Origin of the sequence: Pseudolabrys sp. (genome assembly GCF_035943735.1) — a bacterium.
In the GTDB taxonomy this organism is placed as follows: Bacteria; Pseudomonadota; Alphaproteobacteria; order Rhizobiales; family Xanthobacteraceae; genus Pseudolabrys.
The window spans coordinates 376,909-394,399 of record NZ_DASZBV010000027.1; the positions used below are offsets into that span (position 1 = coordinate 376,909).

At 67.8% G+C, this 17,491-nt stretch carries 16 protein-coding genes; 9 read left to right on the plus strand and 7 right to left on the minus strand.

Annotated elements, in window-relative coordinates:
- Window positions 1–62: 62 nt before the first annotated feature.
- Window positions 63–245 carry a hypothetical protein gene (locus VGV41_RS22350; RefSeq protein WP_326866432.1) on the plus strand — a complete coding sequence of 61 codons (183 nt, stop codon included), beginning with the start codon at window positions 63–65 and terminating at the stop codon, window positions 243–245.
- An 80-nt stretch (window positions 246–325) separates the two neighbouring features.
- Here VGV41_RS22350 and VGV41_RS22355 read toward each other — a convergent pair whose 3' ends face one another.
- The 6 genes from VGV41_RS22355 to VGV41_RS22380 all read right to left on the minus strand — a co-directional run bounded on the left by VGV41_RS22355 (window position 326) and on the right by VGV41_RS22380 (window position 6,606).
- Window positions 326–1,699, minus strand: coding sequence for a sigma-54 dependent transcriptional regulator (locus VGV41_RS22355; protein WP_326866434.1), 1,374 nt, complete (start codon window positions 1,697–1,699; stop codon window positions 326–328).
- A gap of 100 nt (window positions 1,700–1,799) precedes the next feature.
- Complete coding sequence (gene fliN / locus VGV41_RS22360) at window positions 1,800–2,150, minus strand: flagellar motor switch protein FliN (protein ID WP_326866436.1); 351 nt, start codon at window positions 2,148–2,150, stop codon at window positions 1,800–1,802.
- 19 nt (window positions 2,151–2,169) lie between these two features.
- Window positions 2,170–2,787: a FliH/SctL family protein gene (locus VGV41_RS22365; protein ID WP_326866439.1), complete on the minus strand. Its 618-nt coding sequence runs from the start codon at window positions 2,785–2,787 to the stop codon at window positions 2,170–2,172.
- A 1-nt stretch (window position 2,788) separates the two neighbouring features.
- Window positions 2,789–3,826 (minus strand): flagellar motor switch protein FliG, encoded by a 1,038-nt coding sequence (gene fliG, locus VGV41_RS22370; RefSeq protein WP_326866511.1) that lies wholly within the window; start codon window positions 3,824–3,826, stop codon window positions 2,789–2,791.
- A 75-nt stretch (window positions 3,827–3,901) separates the two neighbouring features.
- Complete coding sequence (gene fliF, locus VGV41_RS22375; protein ID WP_326866440.1) at window positions 3,902–5,659, minus strand: flagellar basal-body MS-ring/collar protein FliF; 1,758 nt, start codon at window positions 5,657–5,659, stop codon at window positions 3,902–3,904.
- A 128-nt stretch (window positions 5,660–5,787) separates the two neighbouring features.
- Complete coding sequence (locus VGV41_RS22380) at window positions 5,788–6,606, minus strand: N-acetylmuramoyl-L-alanine amidase (protein ID WP_326866441.1); 819 nt, start codon at window positions 6,604–6,606, stop codon at window positions 5,788–5,790.
- Window positions 6,607–7,055: 449 nt separating this feature from the next.
- Between VGV41_RS22380 and mraZ the strand changes: the two genes are divergently transcribed.
- From mraZ to murD, 8 genes are all read left to right on the plus strand, one after another.
- A complete protein-coding gene (gene mraZ / locus VGV41_RS22385) occupies window positions 7,056–7,535 on the plus strand; it encodes a division/cell wall cluster transcriptional repressor MraZ (protein WP_326866442.1) in 480 nt (159 codons plus the stop codon).
- On the plus strand, window positions 7,532–8,563 hold the full coding sequence (gene rsmH, locus VGV41_RS22390; protein ID WP_326866443.1) for a 16S rRNA (cytosine(1402)-N(4))-methyltransferase RsmH: 1,032 nt from the start codon (window positions 7,532–7,534) through the stop codon (window positions 8,561–8,563). The genes mraZ and rsmH overlap by 4 nt, the downstream gene beginning before the upstream one ends.
- Window position 8,564: 1 nt before the next feature.
- Window positions 8,565–8,936 (plus strand): cell division protein FtsL, encoded by a 372-nt coding sequence (gene ftsL, locus VGV41_RS22395; protein ID WP_326866444.1) that lies wholly within the window; start codon window positions 8,565–8,567, stop codon window positions 8,934–8,936.
- A 5-nt stretch (window positions 8,937–8,941) separates the two neighbouring features.
- A complete protein-coding gene (locus tag VGV41_RS22400; RefSeq protein ID WP_326866445.1) occupies window positions 8,942–10,675 on the plus strand; it encodes a penicillin-binding protein 2 in 1,734 nt (577 codons plus the stop codon).
- 110 nt (window positions 10,676–10,785) lie between these two features.
- Window positions 10,786–12,234 (plus strand): UDP-N-acetylmuramoyl-L-alanyl-D-glutamate--2,6-diaminopimelate ligase, encoded by a 1,449-nt coding sequence (locus tag VGV41_RS22405; protein ID WP_326866446.1) that lies wholly within the window; start codon window positions 10,786–10,788, stop codon window positions 12,232–12,234.
- 154 nt (window positions 12,235–12,388) lie between these two features.
- On the plus strand, window positions 12,389–13,822 hold the full coding sequence (locus VGV41_RS22410) for a UDP-N-acetylmuramoylalanyl-D-glutamyl-2,6-diaminopimelate--D-alanyl-D-alanine ligase (RefSeq protein WP_326866447.1): 1,434 nt from the start codon (window positions 12,389–12,391) through the stop codon (window positions 13,820–13,822).
- Between the two features lie 10 nt (window positions 13,823–13,832).
- Entirely contained in the window at window positions 13,833–14,918 is a 1,086-nt protein-coding gene (gene mraY / locus VGV41_RS22415; protein WP_326866448.1) for a phospho-N-acetylmuramoyl-pentapeptide-transferase, read from the plus strand.
- Between the two features lie 27 nt (window positions 14,919–14,945).
- Window positions 14,946–16,343 (plus strand): UDP-N-acetylmuramoyl-L-alanine--D-glutamate ligase, encoded by a 1,398-nt coding sequence (gene murD, locus VGV41_RS22420; protein ID WP_326866450.1) that lies wholly within the window; start codon window positions 14,946–14,948, stop codon window positions 16,341–16,343.
- Here murD and VGV41_RS22425 read toward each other — a convergent pair.
- On the minus strand, window positions 16,300–17,259 hold the full coding sequence (locus VGV41_RS22425; RefSeq protein ID WP_326866451.1) for a 2-dehydropantoate 2-reductase: 960 nt from the start codon (window positions 17,257–17,259) through the stop codon (window positions 16,300–16,302). The two genes, murD and VGV41_RS22425, sit on opposite strands and share 44 nt — an antisense overlap.
- Between the last annotated feature and the right edge of the window lie 232 nt (window positions 17,260–17,491).

Here is a 17,491-nt window from a genome sequence, read left to right on the forward strand (position 1 = left end):
GACCGATACGATCTCATATCTGCGCGTGAAATGCCTCTACAGAGCCTTGCTACGGAGCCTTTATGTCCGAAACGGAGCAATACCTGATCGATGCCGCCGATCGTTGCACGAGGCTCGCTCGCCTCGGGCGGGAACTGGCGGTCGATCTGGAGGCCATGAGCCATGAGCTTCTGGCCAAAGCGGTCGAAATCAACACCGCGCAAGACAGGGAGCGCACGGCGCAGACCAAGACGTCCCGTTCCTGAAGGCTCAACCCGGTTGTTGGACCTCAAAGAGCCCGGCTTCGTGCCGGGCTTTTTTTTGTGGGCATTCGGCAGCGCGCGCCTTACGCCGCCCCGCGCATCGCCTCGCCGCCGTTCGGCGGCGGGATCGGCGCGCCGTCGGCTGCATATTCGTTGAGCTTGTTGCGCAGCGTGCGAATGGAGATGCCGAGGATGTTGGCGGCGTGCGTGCGGTTGCCGAGGCAGTGCTTGAGCGTCTCCAGGATGAGGTCGCGCTCGACCTCGGCGACGGTGCGGCCGATGAGGTTGCGCGTGACCTGCTCGGCCGCGAAGGCGGCATTGGCGGCGATGTCGTTGCTGCGCACTTCGCCGAGACGGGCGCCGTCCGGCGACAGGATGCCGTCGATGCCGATCTCCGGCCCGGTCGAAAGCAGCACGGCGCGGTGCAGCGTGTTCTCCAGCTCGCGCACATTGCCCGGCCAGCGGTGCGTGCTGAGCGCGCGGCGCGCCTCCGCCGAGAGCGCGCGCACCGGCAGCCCGTTCGTCGCCGAATATTTCTTGATGAAATGCTGCGCCAGTTCGCCGATGTCGGCAGGCCGCTCGCGCAGCGCCGGGATCTTCAGATTGACCACGTTCAGGCGGAACAGCAGGTCCTCGCGGAAGGTGCCGGCGCGCACGGCCTCGGTCAGGTTGCGGTTGGAGGTGGCGATGATGCGGATGTCGACCGGCACCGGCCGGTTGCCGCCGACGCGATCGATGACGCGCTCCTGGATGGCGCGCAGAAGTTTGGCCTGCAGGCGCACGTCCATCTCGGAAATCTCGTCGAGCAGCAGCGTGCCGCCGTTCGCCTCTTCGAACTTGCCGATGCGGCGGGCGAGCGCGCCGGTGAAGGCGCCCTTCTCGTGGCCGAACAGCTCCGATTCGAGCAGGTTCTCGGGGATCGCCGCGCAGTTGACGCTGATGAACGGCTTCTTGGCGCGCTGCGACCGCGAATGCACGAAGCGCGCCAGCACTTCCTTGCCGGTGCCGCTCTCGCCGGTGATCATCACGGACGCTTCCGACCCGGCGATCTGCTGCGCCAGCTTGACGACGCGCGCCATGGCGTCGTCGCGATAGATCATGTCGCGCACGTCGTCGGCGACGGCGGCGAGCACCGCCGCGATCAGCTCCGGATCGGGCGGCAGCGGAATGTACTCTTTGGCCCCGGCGTGGATGGCGCGCACCGCGGCGCGCGCGTCGTTGGTGACGCCGCAGGCAACGATCGGCACGTGGATGCGCTCGGCGTCGAGCCGCGCGACCAGATCGCGGATGTCGAGGCTGACGTCGACGAACAGGAGATCGGCGCCGCGGCCCGAGCGCAGCACGGCGAGCGCCTGTTCGTTGCTCTCGGCGTGCGTGACGCTCGCGCCCGTGTCCATCGCGATCTTGGTCGCCGTGGTGAGCTGGCCACCGAGCGAGCCGATGATCAAGAGGCGCATGTCAGTCTTCCTTTATCCTGCAATCGCACCGGCCACTCCCGCGGCATGACCGGGACGAGCCCGGGCGTGACGGCTGAGAATGGGGCGGGGCACTGCCTCATCACCGGTCCGCCTTGATGATTTCCGTCATGGTCACGCCGAGCTTTTCCTCGACGAGGACGACTTCACCACGCGCCACCAGGCGGTTGTTCACGTAGATGTCGATCGCCTCGCCGACCTTGCGGTCGAGCTCGAGCACCGTGCCGGGACCGAGCCGCAACAGTTCGCCGACTTCCATGCGCGCGCGGCCGAGCACCGCCGACACCTGCACGGGCACGTCGAACACTGCTTCCAGGTCGGCGGCGCCGCGCGTCGTCGGCTCGTTGTCCGGCGCCAGCGCGCCGGCGTCGCTGACCGTCGGGATGCCGCCGTTCTCGAGGTCGGGGAGCGGAACTTTTGTCTCGTCACTCATCTCGCGTCTCCTGCGATCCTCAATGCGCCGTTGCGGTGCGCGCCGCGACGTAGCGGGCGACCACGTCGTCGACGACGGCGAGCATCGCCGCCCGGTCGCGGTTCACGCCGCCTTCGCTCCATTCGATGCGGCAGTCGCCGGGCGCGAGCGCCGCGTCAGGCTGCACCACCAGGCGGCCTTCGAAACCGCGCGCCTGCGCGATCTCCTCGAGCTTGTCCTTGCCGGCCGCGTAGAGATCGGCGCTGATGCGCACGGACACGTGCGGCGTCTTCACCAGGTGGCGGAAGCATTCGGTGGCGAGCGCGGAGATCTCGGCGAAAGGCTCGCGCGCGATCAATTCCGGCGCCAGTTTGCCGGCAACGGCGACGGCGACTTCGACAGCCTCGGTCTCCAGTCGCGTTTCGACCTCGCCGAGCGCGCGGTGGATGCGATCGAGCCCATCGGCGATGACTGCCAGCGCGCTGGCCGTGTTTTGCGCGATCTCGCTTTGCGCTTGCGCCTGGCCGGCGGCAAAGCCGTTGCGATAGGCGACGGATTCGGCGTCGACGCGACGGCGCTCGGCCTCGACCAAGGTGATGGTCGGCTTCTCGCCGCTTGCGAAATCTTCGTCGAACAGATATTTCGCCGCCGTCTTCATTTCAGTACACCAACTCTTCGTCGCTGCGGTTCTTGGCGATCAGGATCTCGCCCTTGGCCGCCATGTCCTTTGCCTTGTTGACGAGCAGCGCCTGCGCCTCGTCGACGTCGCGCAGCCGCACCGCGCCCATCGCCTGCATGTCGTCGACCAGCATCTTGGCGGCGCGGGTCGACATCGCGCCGAAGAAGAACTGGCGCACCGGCTCGGAGGCGCCCTTGAGCGCGATGGCGAGCTTGTCCTTGTCGATGTTGCGTAGGAGGGTCTGCGCCGAGGCGGCGTCGAGCTTGGTCAGGTCGTCGAAGGTGAACATCAGCGCCTTGATGCGCTCGGCCGCGTCGCGATTCGACTGCTCGAGCGCGGTCAGGAAACGCTGCTCGGTGTGGCGGTCGAAATTGTTGAAGATCTCCGCCATGACCTCATGCGCGTCGCGGCGGCGCTTCTGCGACAGGTTGTACATGAACTCGGTGCGCAGGGTCTGCTCGACGCGCTCGATCACGTCTTTCTGCACCGATTCCATGCGCAGCATGCGTGAGACGACGTCGAGCGAGAGGTCCTCGGGCAGGATCGACAGCACGCGCGCGGCGTGCTCGGCGCGCAGCTTGGAAAGCACCACCGCGACCGTCTGCGGGTATTCGTTCTTGAGATAGTTCGCCAGCACCTCTTCCTGCACGTTGGCGAGCTTTTCCCACATATTGCGGCCAGCCGGACCGCGGATGTCGTCCATGATCGTGTGGACGCGGTCGGATGGCAGGTACTGCTGCAGCAGACGCTCGGTGGCGTCGTAGTTGCCGAGCAGCGAGCCGGACGCCGACATGCGGCCGACGAATTCGAGCAGCAGTTGCTCGACCGTTTCCGACTCGATGGTGCCGAGCGACGACATCACGACCGAAATCTCGCGCAATTCGTCGTCGTCGAGCAGGCTGAAGATCTTGCCGCCGTAGCGCTCACCCAGCGCCAGCATCAGCACCGCGGCGCGCTCCGGGCCGGTCAGTTTGCGGCGCGCGGCGGCGACCTGCGGCCGGCTCGCGAGCTCGGCCATCAGCCCGCCGATATCCTCGCGGACGCCCGTCGCGTTCTGATCTTTTTTGAGGTCGGCGTAGGCGGACGGCATGGCTTAGGCAGCTTCCTCGTGCAGCCAGTTGCGGATGATCGACACGGCCTCGTGCGGGTTCTTCTCGGCGAGTTCGCCGACCTTTTCGACCGATTGCGCGTGCACTTGTCCCTGCACCTTGGCGATGTCGATCATCGCCGACGTGCGATTGGAGATGTTGACCTGCTCGTCGGCGCCGACGAGGGAGACGTTCGGCCCGGCGCCTGCGGTAATGCTGCCGCCGCCGGGGCCGGAAATCGTCATGCCGCTGCCCGGCACGATCGGCTGCCCATTGGCGTCTGTGAGCGGCTGGCCGCGCGCGTCGACCAGGATGCCGCCGGGACCGAGCGCAACGGCGGTACGCGAACCGCGGGCGGCAGGGTTCTCGTCGGGCGCGACGATGCGGCGCACGAGCGGACGCACCACCATGAACATCACGAGGATGCCGAGCAGCGCCATCACGCCCATCTCGGCGCCGCTCATGATGTCGTCCTTGGTGAAGTTGAAATAGCTCATCCAGCCGGTCGGCTTCTCGATCGGCTCCGGAGTCGGCTCGGCGAACCGCAGGTTGGCGACCTCGATCTGATCGCCGCGCTTAGCGTCGAAACCGATCGCGGTGCGCACCAGCGCGGCGATGCGGTCGATCTCTTCCTTCGAGCGCGGCTGGTACACCATGTTGCCCTTGGCGTCCTTGGTGTAGATGCCGTCGACCAGCACCGCGGCGGATACGCGCTTGAGCCGGCCCGCTTCGGTGACCTCCGTCTTGGTCGTGCGCGAGATCTCGTAATTGACCGTTTCCTCGGTCTTGTGGTCGCGATCGCGGTTGCCGCCGCCATTGCCGTTGTCGGCGCCCGCGCCTGTACCGGGCAATTCGTTGCTCACCGACACCGGGCCGCCGCTGCCGCCGTTGGAGGAGGATTCCTCGCGCGTCTGGCTCGAGCGCACGACTTTGCTGTCGGGGTCGAACTTGTCGGAGGTCTGAGTGATGCGGTTGAGATCGAACTCGGCGTTGACCTGCACGCGCGCATGGCCGGGACCGACGACCGAATCGACGATGCTCTCGACCTGCTGGCGCAAACGGTTCTCGTAGGCGAGCTGGCGCTCGTCGCCGTTGCCGGCGGCGAACGGATTGTCGGAGCCGGCGCCGTCGGCGAGCAGACGGCCTGTTTCGTCGACCACCGAAATGTGGTCGGGCTTGAGGCCGTTCACCGCGCTGGCGACGAGATGGCGGATGGCGCGAACCTGGCCGGCCGCCAGGCTGCCGCGCACCTTCAGCACGATAGAGGCCGAGGCCTCGATCTTGTCGCGCGAGAACAGTGGCCGGTCCGGCAGCACGAGGTGCACGCGCGCGCCCTCGACGCCGTCGATGGTGCGGATGGTGCGGGAGAGCTCGCCCTCGAGTGCGCGCAGCTTGTTGATGTTCTGGATGAACGTGGTGGCGCCGAGCGCGTCCGACTTGTCGAAGATCTCGTAGCCGACGCCGCCGCCCTTCGGCAGCCCGTCCTCGGCGAGCTTCATGCGCAGGCGCGCGACCTGTTCCTTCGGAACGAGGATGATCGCGCCGTCATTCTTGAGCTGATAGGTGATCGCCTGCCGGTCGAGGTCCTTCACGATCGAGGCGGAGTCGGCGAGCGCCAGATCGGTGAACAACGGCACCATCTGCGGGGTCGTCATCCGGACTATCAGGAACGCGAAGAAGCCGATGAGCGCGAGCGTGACCGCGCCCATAGCGGCTAGACGCGGCGCACCCATCGACTTCACGAAATCGAAAAAACCTTGCACCGGTATCTTCCCACGACCGCGCGACGTTCATCGCGCCTGCCCCGGCAAGATTTGCCCAGCTCATGGTTAGCGTCAGGTTAACGGCGGCGACGGGAGGCGCGATGCGGTATTGCGCTGCCGTGCGTGGGTCAGCGCGGTGCGCCAAACGGCTTCGGCCGCGTCTCGATCAGCGCGCGCAGCGTCATCAGCGTCGACGGATCGGCGACGCCGTCGACGCGCGCCTGACGAAAATGGCGCTGGAAGGCGGCGACGACGTCGCGCGTCGTCTCGTCGTAGTGGCCGCTCTCGTCGATGCCGTAGCCGTAGGTCTTCAGGAGCCGCTGCAGCCGGCCGACCGCCTCGCCGGTGTAGCCCGTCATCAGCGTCATGCCGGGCACATCGAGCGGCGCCGCGCGCACCCAGTGGCCCACGCCCGAGTCGGCGAGCAACTCCCAGGGGAATTTCTCGCCCGGATCCTGCTTGCGCGCGGGCGCCACGTCGGAATGCGCGAGGACGCGCTCGGGCACGATCCCGGGGTGCCGCTTGAGGATCGACTTGCACAGCGTGATGACCGCCGCCGTCTGCCGTCGCGGGAAGTCGGTGTAGCCGAACTCGTGGCCCGGATTGACGATCTCGATGCCGACCGAGCGCGAGTTGATGTCGGTCTCGCCCGCCCAGAATGAGACGCCGGCGTGCCAGGCGCGCTTGTCTTCCGGCACGCACTGGACGATGCGGCCGTCCTCGAACACCACGTAATGCGACGACACCTTGCTTTCGGTCGAGGTGAGGCGCTCGAGCGCGGAGTCGCCGGTGCGCATGCCGGTATAGTGCAGGAGCAGAATGTCGGCCGGGCCGCCCTTGCGGTCGTCGAAATTGGGCGAGGGGACGACGTCGGCCACCATGTAGGAGTCCGGTTCGAAGGGCGTGGGCCCGAACAGCGGCGCGGCGTCGGTTCGGGGCTGAGGCATTGCGGCACGCACACTGGACGAGGGTCGGACGCTTCGCGCGGGCGACGCCGCAGCGAGGGTGGGCTTCATACGCGATTCGTCCATGGCCGGATCATGACCCCCGATCACGTCGAAACGACGAATTCGCCGCGCGCGTTCCGCCGCCGGACGCTCCGGCGCGAAAAATCCATGGCCGCGGAACCGGTTACGCCCTGTCCGGCAAGAAATCCTTAAGTTTAAGCGCTGCTTAATGCGGGAACGCGGGGGGCTGCTTCGCCGGCCGGACGAGGGGCTGGCGGGTGGCTCGTTCCATTGACGCCCATAATATCCCATGGTATCCCACGAATTGTCATTGCGGATGTCGGACCCCGGAGCGGCGCTCCGGATCAGCGACCGAGGTGGGTCCGTCCGCAGGGATCCAGCCGGCGTGACGATCCCGGCCGATCTCCGGTGCGCGTGGGGTGCGGGTCATGGACCGCTTCGTGTCGAACGTCACGTTGCGGCTCGACTCCAAGGGACGCGTATCGATCCCCGCTTCATTTCGCTCGGTGCTCGGCCGCGACGGCTATGCCGGCCTCTACTGCTATCCGGCGTTGGATCGCCCCGCGATCGACGCCGGCGGGAATGCGCTGATGGCGGAGATCGAGGCGTTGATCGGGCAATACACGCCGTTCTCGGAGGCGCGGGAGCAACTGTCGCTCGCGCTCTACGGCACCAGCGAGACGCTGAAGGTCGATGGCGAGGGACGCGTTGCGCTGAGCGAGAGTTTGAAGCGCCATGCGGGGATCGCGGACGCGGTGACGTTCGTCGGTCTGGGTCACAAGTTTCAGATCTGGGAGCCCGGCCGGTTCCAGAACGAGCTCGCGGAGGCCACCCAAAAGGTGCGCGCGCTCAAGGCCGATCTGGGTTCTCCGATGGCGGCACGAGACGCCCCAGGAGCACGGGAATGACGGCGGGCGGCGGCAGCTCTGCTGTCGCTGGCGGACCAGCCCTCCACATTCCCGTGCTCGGGACTCCGGCGCTCGCGCTGCTCAACGTGCATGACGGCGGCGTCTATATCGACGGCACCTTCGGCGCCGGCGGCTATTCCCGCGCCATTCTGCAAGCTGCGAACTCTAAGGTGATCGGCATCGATCGCGATCCGGCCGCGCTCGCGCTCGGCGCCGGTCTCGTCGCAGAGGCCGGCGGCCGGCTCACTCTGGTCGAGGACCGCTTCTCCAATCTCGCCGCGGCCGCGCGCGACTGCGGCTTCGAACAGGTCGACGGCATCGTGCTCGACGTCGGTGTCTCGTCGATGCAGCTCGATCAGGCTGAGCGCGGCTTCTCGTTCCGCAACGACGGCCCGCTCGATATGCGCATGAGCGGCGAGGGTGCGAGCGCCGCCGACGTGGTCAACGCCGCGTCGGAACGCGACCTCGCCAACATCATCTATATCCTCGGCGAAGAACGTTTCTCGCGCGGCATCGCCCGCGCCATCGTCAAGGCGCGCGGCGAGGCGCCGATTACGACGACGCGCGCACTCGCCGACATCGTCGCCTCGGTGGTGCGCGCCAAGCCGCACGAGATTCATCCGGCGACACGCACGTTCCAGGCGCTGCGCATCTTCGTCAACGACGAGCTCGGCGAACTGGCGAACGCGCTCGTCGCCGCCGAACAGGTGCTCAAGCCGGGCGGCCGGCTGGCGGTGGTCTCGTTCCACTCGCTCGAAGACCGCATCGTCAAATCCTTCCTCGCCGCACGCAGCGAAACGCGTGGCGGCTCGCGCCATGCGCCGGAAGTCAAGCGCGCGGCGCCGAGCTTCACGGTGCTGACCAAGCGTCCGGTCATTGCCGACGACGACGAGATCGCGCGCAATCCGCGCGCCCGCTCGGCCAAGCTGCGCGCCGGCGAGCGCACCGATGCGCCGGCTCACCGCGATGATGCCGCCGCGCTGCTGCCGCGCCTGCCTTCGCTCGACGACGTCGTGAGGGGGCGCTGACATGCGGCTCCTCAACATCCTGGTCATCGCCGCGCTGATCGTCGCGGCGACCTACGTCTACAAGATCAAGTTCGACTCGACGCTGCAGGCCGAGCGCGTCGCCAAGATGCATCTTGAGATCCGCAAGCAGCGTAATGCCATCGCCTCGCTGCGCGCCGAATGGGCGGAGCTCGAGACACCCGGCCGCATCCAGGACCTGGCCGAGCGGCACCTCAAGCTGCAGCCGATGCAGTCGAACCAGATCGACACCTTCGACAACCTGCCGCCGCGGCCGCCCGCGGTAGCGCCCGCGGCCGCCGATCCGATCGGCGCCATGCTGACGCCGTCTGCGCCGGAAACCACCGGCAGCATTCCGGCGCCGGCCGCGCGGTGACGCCCATGTCCGCGAACCCGCAGAACAACACCCGCTGGCAGCGCATGCTGAGTTCGCTGCTCTACGGCAAGGACGTCGACCGCAACGTCAAGGCGAAGGCCCGGCTCGGCCTCGCCGTCGTCATCTTCGCCGGCGTCTACTGCGTCATCGCCGCCAAGCTGGTGATGTTCGCCTATATGGGCGAGGGCCATGGCGGCCGCCGCACCGTCGGCCAGGACGCGGTCGCCACCGCGCGCCCCGACATCCTCGACCGCCGCGGCGAGATCCTCGCCACCGACGTGAAGTCGCCGTCGCTGTTCGCCGAGCCGCGCAAGCTCATCGACGTCGACGAGGCGGTCGAGCTCCTGACCGCGACCTTGCCCGATCTGGACGCCAGGGAGTTGCGCGACCGGTTGTCGTCGAAGCGCGGTTTCGTCTGGCTCAAGCGCGAGATCACGCCCAAGCAGCAGCGCGAAGTGCATCGGCTCGGCATTCCCGGCATCGGCTTCCTCACGGAGAACAAGCGCGTTTATCCGAACGGCCCCGTCGTGTCGCACGAGATCGGTCTCGTGAACATCGACAACCAGGGCATCGCCGGCATGGAGAAGTGGCTGGACACGCAGGGGCTGGCCGCGCTGCACATGGCCGGGCTGGCGAGCGACCGGCAGATGCAGCCCGTCGATCTCGCGCTCGATCTGCGCGTGCAGTTCGCGATGCGCGACGAGATCGTCAAGGCGCGCGAGAAATTCAAGGCGAAGGCGGCGGCCGGTCTGATCCTCAACGTCAACACCGGCGAGATCGTCTCGATGGTGTCGGAGCCTGACTTCGACCCGAACAATCCGAAGGAAGCCAACGATCCGACCCGCATCAACCGCCTCACCACCGGCGTCTACGAGATGGGCTCGACCTTCAAGATCCTGACGCTGGCGATGGCGCTCGATTCCGGCAAGGCGACGATGAACTCGATGTGGGACGTGCGTCAGCCGCTGCACTACGGCCACTTCGCCATCCACGACTACGAGCCGATGCACCGGCTGATCTCGCTGCCGGAGGTGTTCACCTTTTCGTCGAACATCGGCGCGGCAAAGATCGCGCTCGCCTGCGGCGTCGACGCGCACAAAGCGTTCCTCAAGAAGATGGGCCTGCTGGACCGGCTGCGCACCGAATTGCCGGAGAGCGCCGAGCCGATCGTGCCGAAGCACTGGGGCGAATTGAACACCGTCACCATCGCTTTCGGTCACGGCCTCTCCGTCGCCCCGCTGCAGGCGCTGATGGCGGTGGCCGCCACCGTCAACGGCGGATTGCTGATCCCGCCGACCTTCCTCAAGCGCACGCGTGAGCAGGCGCTGGCGCTCGGCAAGCAGGTCATCAAGCCGGAGACCAGCGTCAAGCTGCGCTATCTGCTGCGCCTCAACGCCGAGAAGGGCACCGCCACCAAGGCCAACGTCCCCGGCTACTACGTCGGCGGCAAGACCGGCACCGCCGAGAAAGTCGTCAACGGCCGCTACGCCAAGCACAAGCTGCTGACCGACTTCATGGCCGTGCTGCCCGCCGACAAGCCGAAATACCTGATGCTGATCATGCTGGATGAGCCGCAGCCGACGCCGGAGACGCACGGCTTCGCCACCGCCGGCTGGAACGCGGCGCCGACCGCCGCCAAGGTGATCGCGCGGGTGGCGCCGCTGCTCGATCTTGAGCCGCGCTTCGACCTGCCGCCGGCCGATCAGCTCATTCTGGCCAACCAGGTGGCGAGCCGCTAAGCAGGCGACCGCTCATTCCCGCGCGCGCGGGAATCCAGTATCCCAGTGCCGAGGGTGCCCTCCGATCCCGCTGTCGCGGGCGCGAACGGGAACGGTCCGGAACAGGCTCGATGAAACTTTCCGATCTGCCGCTGACCGATGCCGCCTTCGACCCGCGCTTCGCGGGCGTCGCACTGAACAGCATCGCCTCCGATAGCCGCAAGGTCGAGCGTGGCGGCCTGTTCGTCGCCGTGCCGGGCACCAAGGCGGACGGCCTTTCCTTCGTGCCGCAGGCGCTCGCGAACGGCGCCGCCGCGATCATGGCGGAGCGTGCCGCCGAGGTGCCGGCCGGCGTCGCGATGATCGTCGTCCCGAACGTGCGCCGCGCGCTGGCGCTCGCCGCCGCGTCCTTCTTTCCGCGTCAGCCCGGCACGATCGCCGCCGTCACCGGCACCAGCGGCAAGACCTCGGTCGCCGCCTTCACGCGGCAGATCTGGGCGTCGCTTGGCCTCAATGCCGCGAGCATGGGTACGGTCGGCGTCGTCTCGGCCAAGACCAACACCTACGGCTCGCTGACCACGCCCGACCCGATCGAATTGCACAGGATGCTCGACCGGCTGGCCGGCGAGGGCGTCACGCATCTGGCGCTGGAGGCCTCCTCGCACGGGCTCGACCAGCACCGGCTCGACGGCGTGCGCATCGCCGCCGGCGGCTTCACCAATCTGTCGCGCGATCACCTCGACTATCATCCGACCATCGAGGCCTATCTCGCCGCCAAGCTCAGGCTGTTCGGCGACCTCATCGTCGCGGGCGGCACGGCGGTGATCGACATCGACGGTTGCTATGCCGGACAGGTGGTCGAGACGGCGAATAAGCGCGGTCTGAAGATCATGACCGTCGGCGAAAAGGGTGAGGGCATTCGACTCGTCGGCGGCGCCATTGACGGCTTCGCGCAGGTCGTGACGCTGGCGCATGCCGGGCGCGAGTACAAAATCAAGCTGCCTTTGGTCGGCGGCTTCCAGGTGCACAATGCGGCGGTCGCCGCGGGTCTGTGCATCGCCACCGGCGCAGAGCCGGCGCGCGTCTTTGCCGCGCTGGAAAAGCTGGAAGGCGCCAAAGGCCGCCTCGAATTGGCCGGCCAACGCAACGGCGCGCCGATCTTCATCGACTATGCGCACAAGCCCGACGCCCTGCAGAAGGCGCTGGAGGCGCTGCGGCCTTACACGACCGGCAGGCTCGTCGTCGTTTTCGGCGCCGGCGGCGACCGCGACACCGGCAAGCGGCCGATCATGGGCCGCATCGCCGCCGAGAACGCCGACCGCGTCGTTATCACCGACGACAATCCGCGCAGCGAGAACGCCGCGGCGATCCGGGCTGCGATCCTCGCCGAGGCGAAGGGCGCCATCGAGATCGGAGACCGCGGCGAAGCGATCCGCTCCGCCATTGCCGGGCTCGTACAGGGTGATGTGCTGCTGATCGCCGGCAAAGGTCATGAAACCGGCCAGATCATCGGCGACCGGGTGGTGCCGTTCTCGGACCACGACGCCGTAGCGGCGGCGCTGAAGGATGTGGGGGCATGAGAATTTACGGACAGCGTGTCCCGGGCGCGTCGCAACACGCAGTGTTGCGGCGCAGACCCGGGACCCAGCTTGCTTTATCTCCAACCGGGCTCCCGGGTCGGCAGCGCACCGTTTCACGCTGCGCTGCGCCCGGGACACGAGGCAGAGCTTTCGCATGACTCCCCTTTGGACCATTTCCGACATGGCCGCCGCCATGCGCGCGGACAAGTCCGGCCGACTGCCGGACGCGATCTCCGGCATTTCGATCGACAGCCGCAGCATCGGCCGCGGCGACGCCTTCTTCGCCATTCAGGGCGACGCGCGCGACGGTCACGACTTTGTCGACAATGCTTTGAAGGGCGGCGCCGGCCTCGCGGTGGTGGCGCGCGACAAGTGTGCGCGCTTTCCGGCCCACGCGCCGCTGCTCATCGTCGACGATGTGCTCGAAGGCCTGCGCGATCTCGCCCGGGCCGCCCGCGCGCGCTTCAAGGGCCAGGTGATCGGCGTCACCGGCTCGGTCGGCAAGACCTCGACCAAGGAAGCCTTACGGCTTGCGCTCGGCGCCGACGGCGAAACACACGCTTCGGCCGCCTCGTACAACAATCACTGGGGCGTGCCCTTATCGCTCGCGCGCTGTCCGGCCGCGGCGAAATACGCGGTGTTCGAGATCGGCATGAACCATGCCGGCGAGATCACGCCGCTGACGCAGATGGCCAGGCCGCACGTCGCCATCATCACCACCATCGAGGCCGTGCATCTGGAATATTTCGGCTCGCTGGAGAAGATCGCCGACGCCAAGGCCGAGATCTTCACCGGCATCGTCGAGGGCGGCGCGGCGGTGCTCAACCGCGACAACGAGCAGTACGCGCGGCTCGCCGCGGCGGCTGAAGCCGCAAACGTCTCGCGCGTCGCCACCTTCGGCGCCGATCCGCAGGCCGATGCGCGGCTGGTGCGGCACGCGCTGCAGGCCGACTCCTCGACTGTCGAGGCCGTCATCTTCGGCACGCCGATCGCCTACAAGCTCGGCGCGCCCGGCCGCCACATCGTCATGAACTCGCTCGCCGTGCTCGCGGCGGCCTCGCTCGCCGGCGCCGATCTGGCGGTGGCGGCGCTGGCGCTCGGGCGGCTGAAGGCGGCGGCCGGCCGCGGCGCCCGCATCCCGCTCGGCTTCCCCAACGGCGAGGCGCTGCTCATCGACGAGAGCTACAACGCCAATCCGGCCTCGACGCGCGCGGCCATCGCGCTGCTCGGCCAGGCCGCGGTCGGCGCGCAGGGCCGGCGCATCGCCGTGCTCGGCGACATGCTGGAACTGGGCGATCTCGGCCCGCGCCTGCATGCGGAACTGGCCGAGGCGATCGCCGCCAACGGCATCGATCTTGTGTATTGCGCCGGTCCTCTGATGCACGCCCTGTGGCAGGCTCTTCCCCCCGGCGTCCGGGGCGGCTATGCGGAGACAGCCGCGGCGCTGGAGCCGGCGGTGCTCGGCGCCATCCACGCCGGCGACGCCATCATGGTCAAGGCGTCGAACGGGTCGAAAATGGGCCCGCTGGTGAAGGCAATGGAGCGCCAATTCCCCCGACCGAGCGCACTCGCCCAGGCGGAAGGCTGAGGACGACCCGATGTTCTATTGGCTGGCCGAACTGTCCGACAAGATCTCGTTCTTCAACGTCTTCCGTTACATCACCTTCCGCACCGGCGGCGCGGTGGTGACGGCACTGGTCTTCGTGTTCCTGTTCGGGCAGCCGATCATCGACATGCTGCGGCTGAAGCAGGGCAAGGGCCAGCCGATTCGCGAGGACGGCCCGGCCTCGCACCTCGTCACCAAGAAGGGCACGCCGACCATGGGCGGCCTGATGATCCTCTCCGGGCTCTTTGTGTCGACGCTGCTGTGGGCCAACCCGGCCAACCCCTATGTCTGGGTCGTGCTCGGCGTGACGCTCTGCTTCGGGCTGATCGGCTTCTATGACGACTATCTGAAGGTCACCAAGCAGACGCATCACGGCTTCTCCGGCCGCACCCGCCTGATCGTCGAGGCGGTGGTGGCGCTGGCCGCCTGCATCGTGCTGACCAAGCTCGGCCGCGGGTCGATCGCCACCTCGATCGTGTTTCCGTTCTTCAAGGACATGGTCTTCAACCTCGGCATGTTCTTCGTCATCGTCGGCGCCTTCGTCATCGTCGGCGCCGGCAACGCCGTGAACCTGACCGACGGCCTCGACGGGCTCGCCATCGTGCCGGTGATGATCGCGGCGGGGACCTTCGGCCTGATCTCCTACATCGTCGGCAACGCGCTGTTCTCCGAATACCTGCAGCTGCACTTCGTCTCCGGCACCGGCGAACTGTCGGTGTTGTGCGGCGCCATGATCGGCGCGGGTCTCGGCTTTCTCTGGTTCAACGCGCCGCCGGCCTCGATCTTCATGGGCGACACTGGCTCGCTGGCGCTCGGCGGCATGCTCGGCGCGACCGCCGTCGCGATCAAGCACGAGATCGTGCTCGCCATCGTCGGCGGCCTGTTCGTGCTCGAGGCGGTATCGGTGATCGTGCAGGTCGTGTCGTTCAAGCTGACCGGCAAGCGGGTGTTCAAGATGGCGCCGATCCATCACCACTACGAGCAGCTCGGCTGGACCGAGCCGCAGATCGTCATCCGCTTCTGGATCGTCGCCGTGGTGCTGGCGCTTGCGGGCCTTGCGACGCTGAAGCTGCGGTAAGGCCCTGCGCAGCCGGGACGACAGACCATGATCCCCATCACCGTCTTCGCCGGCAGGAAGGTCGCGGTCTTCGGCCTCGGCAAGTCCGGACTGCTCTCCGCCGGAGCGTTGATCAAGGGCGGCGCCGAGGTCATCGTCTACGACGACAATGAGACGATGCGTAGCGAGGCCGCTTCGGCCGGCCTCACCGTAGAAAACCTGCACGAGGCCGACTGGTCCGCCATTGCCGCTTTGGTGCTGGCGCCCGGCGTGCCGCTGACGCATCCGACGCCGCACTGGACCGTACAGCTCGCGCACAAGGCGGAGGTCGAGGTCATCGGCGACATCGAGCTGTTCTGCCGCGAGCGCGTCAAAGCCGGCGCGCAGTGCCCGCTGATCGCCATCACCGGCACCAACGGCAAATCGACGACCACCGCGCTGACCGCGCATCTCGTCGAGGCCGCCGGCCGCGACGCGCAAATGGGCGGCAATATCGGCGTGCCGGTGCTGGCGCTCGAGCCCTTCGCCGCCAACCGCGTCTACGTTCTCGAAGTGTCGTCCTACCAGATCGATCTGGCGCCTTCGCTGCGCGCGACGGTCGGCATCCTGCTCAACGTCACCGAGGACCATCTCGACCGCCACGGCACGATGGAGAACTACGCCGCGCTGAAGACGCTGCTGCCGGCGAGCGTGGAGAAGGGCGGCACCGCCGTGGTCGCCGTCGACGACCGCTGGACGCGCTCCGGCGCCGATCGCATCGAGCGGGCTGGCCGCAACGTCGTGCGCGTCTCGGTCGAGGGCCCGTTGCGCGACGGCTACTACGCGGAAGGCACGCGCATCATGCAGGCGTCCGGCGGCAAGGCGCACGCGGTGGCGCAGCTCGCCGGCATCGGTTCGTTGCGCGGCCAGCACAATGCGCAAAACGCCGCCTGCGCCATCGCCGCCTGCGTCGCCATCGGCATCGATCTTCAGGCGATCCAGAAAGGCCTCGTCTCTTTTCCCGGCCTCGCGCATCGCATGCAGCAGGTCGGCCGCAAGGGGAACGTCCTCTACGTCAACGACTCGAAGGCGACCAATGCCGATTCGGCGGCGAAGGCGCTCGGCAGCTTTCATGACATCTTCTGGATCGCCGGCGGCAAGCCGAAGACCGGCGGCATCGTCAGCCTCGCCGAATTCTTCCCGCGCATCCGCAAGGCCTATCTGATCGGCGAGGCGGCCGAGGACTTCGCCCGGACACTCGACGGCAAGGTCGAGTACGAGATCGTCGGCGTCATGTCGGCGGCGGTCGATGCGGCGACGCGCGACGCGGAGGCCTCCGGCCTGAAGGAGCCCGTGGTGCTCTTGTCGCCCGCCTGCGCCTCGTTCGACCAGTATCCGAACTTCGAAGTGCGCGGGAAAGCATTCACCGATCTGGTGCGCGCGCTGCCGGGGCTCGTTCCGGCATAGCGCTGCCGTCCTGCGTGTCGTTGATGGCCCGCAGCAGTGCCAGCAGCATGCGGTTGAGCGGCGTCGGAATGCCGTGGCGCTCGCCGGCGGCGACGACGGCGCCGTTGAGCGCGTCGATCTCGAACCGCCGCCCGGCCAGACGATCGAAATACATCGACGTTCCGAGCTCGGACCCGTAGGTCATCAAGACGTCCATCGCGCGCGCCGGCTCGTCCGCGTCGAAGCGCGCGCCGTCGGCGCGCGCGACCTGCACCGTCTCGGCCAGCAGGTCGAGACCGAGCGCGTAAATGTCCGGGCGGCGCAGCACCGTCTGCCGCTGCAGCGTCAGCGCGGTGATCGGATTGGCCACCACGTTGAGCAACAGCTTGCGCCATTGCAGCGTGACGAAATCGGCCGACGGCCGCACGCGCAGCGCCGTGCCGGCCATCAGGGCGGCGAAGGCGCGGCCGTCGTCGTCGTCGGGAACCGCAAGCTCGTGGTCGCTGACGTAGCGCAGCCGCACGCGGTCCGCCGCCAGCCGCTCGCCGTTGTAATAGACGATGGCCGGCACGACGCGCGCGCCGTTCGCCAGCGGCGCGACGCGCTCGACGTGACCGATGCCGTTCTGCAGCACCGCGACGCGCGTCGCGGGCGTGCAGAGGCGGGTGAGCCAGGGCGCGACCGCCTCGGTGTCTTGCGCCTTGGTGGCGAGCAGCACCCAGTCGACCGGCGCGGCCGTAGCCGGATCGCTGAGCACGCGCAAAGGCGCCTTAATGGTCCGCTCGGGCGTCTCGAGCGTGAGACCATCGAGCGGCCGCCGGGCGCAGCCGATGACGTCGTGCCTGTCGGCGTCGGCCAGCGTCGCGGCGGCGATGCCGCCAATGCTGCCGAGGCCCAGGATGGCGACCGACTGACGTTCAGGGCTTGGCGAGGTCATGCGGCATCCTCGGGCTGTTAGTTGACAAAGTCAAATAAATGCGGCGCGACCCGGGCTTTCTTCCCTCTCCCCGCAAGAGCGGGGAGAGGGTGTCGCGCGCCCGAAGGGCGCGAGACGGGTGAGGGGCCGTGCACAGCCCCTCACCCGACCTCGTTTCGCTCGGTCGACCTCTCCCCGCATTGCGGGGAGAGGTGAAGCGGCGCCAACGTTAATGCTCCGTAAACCGTGACGC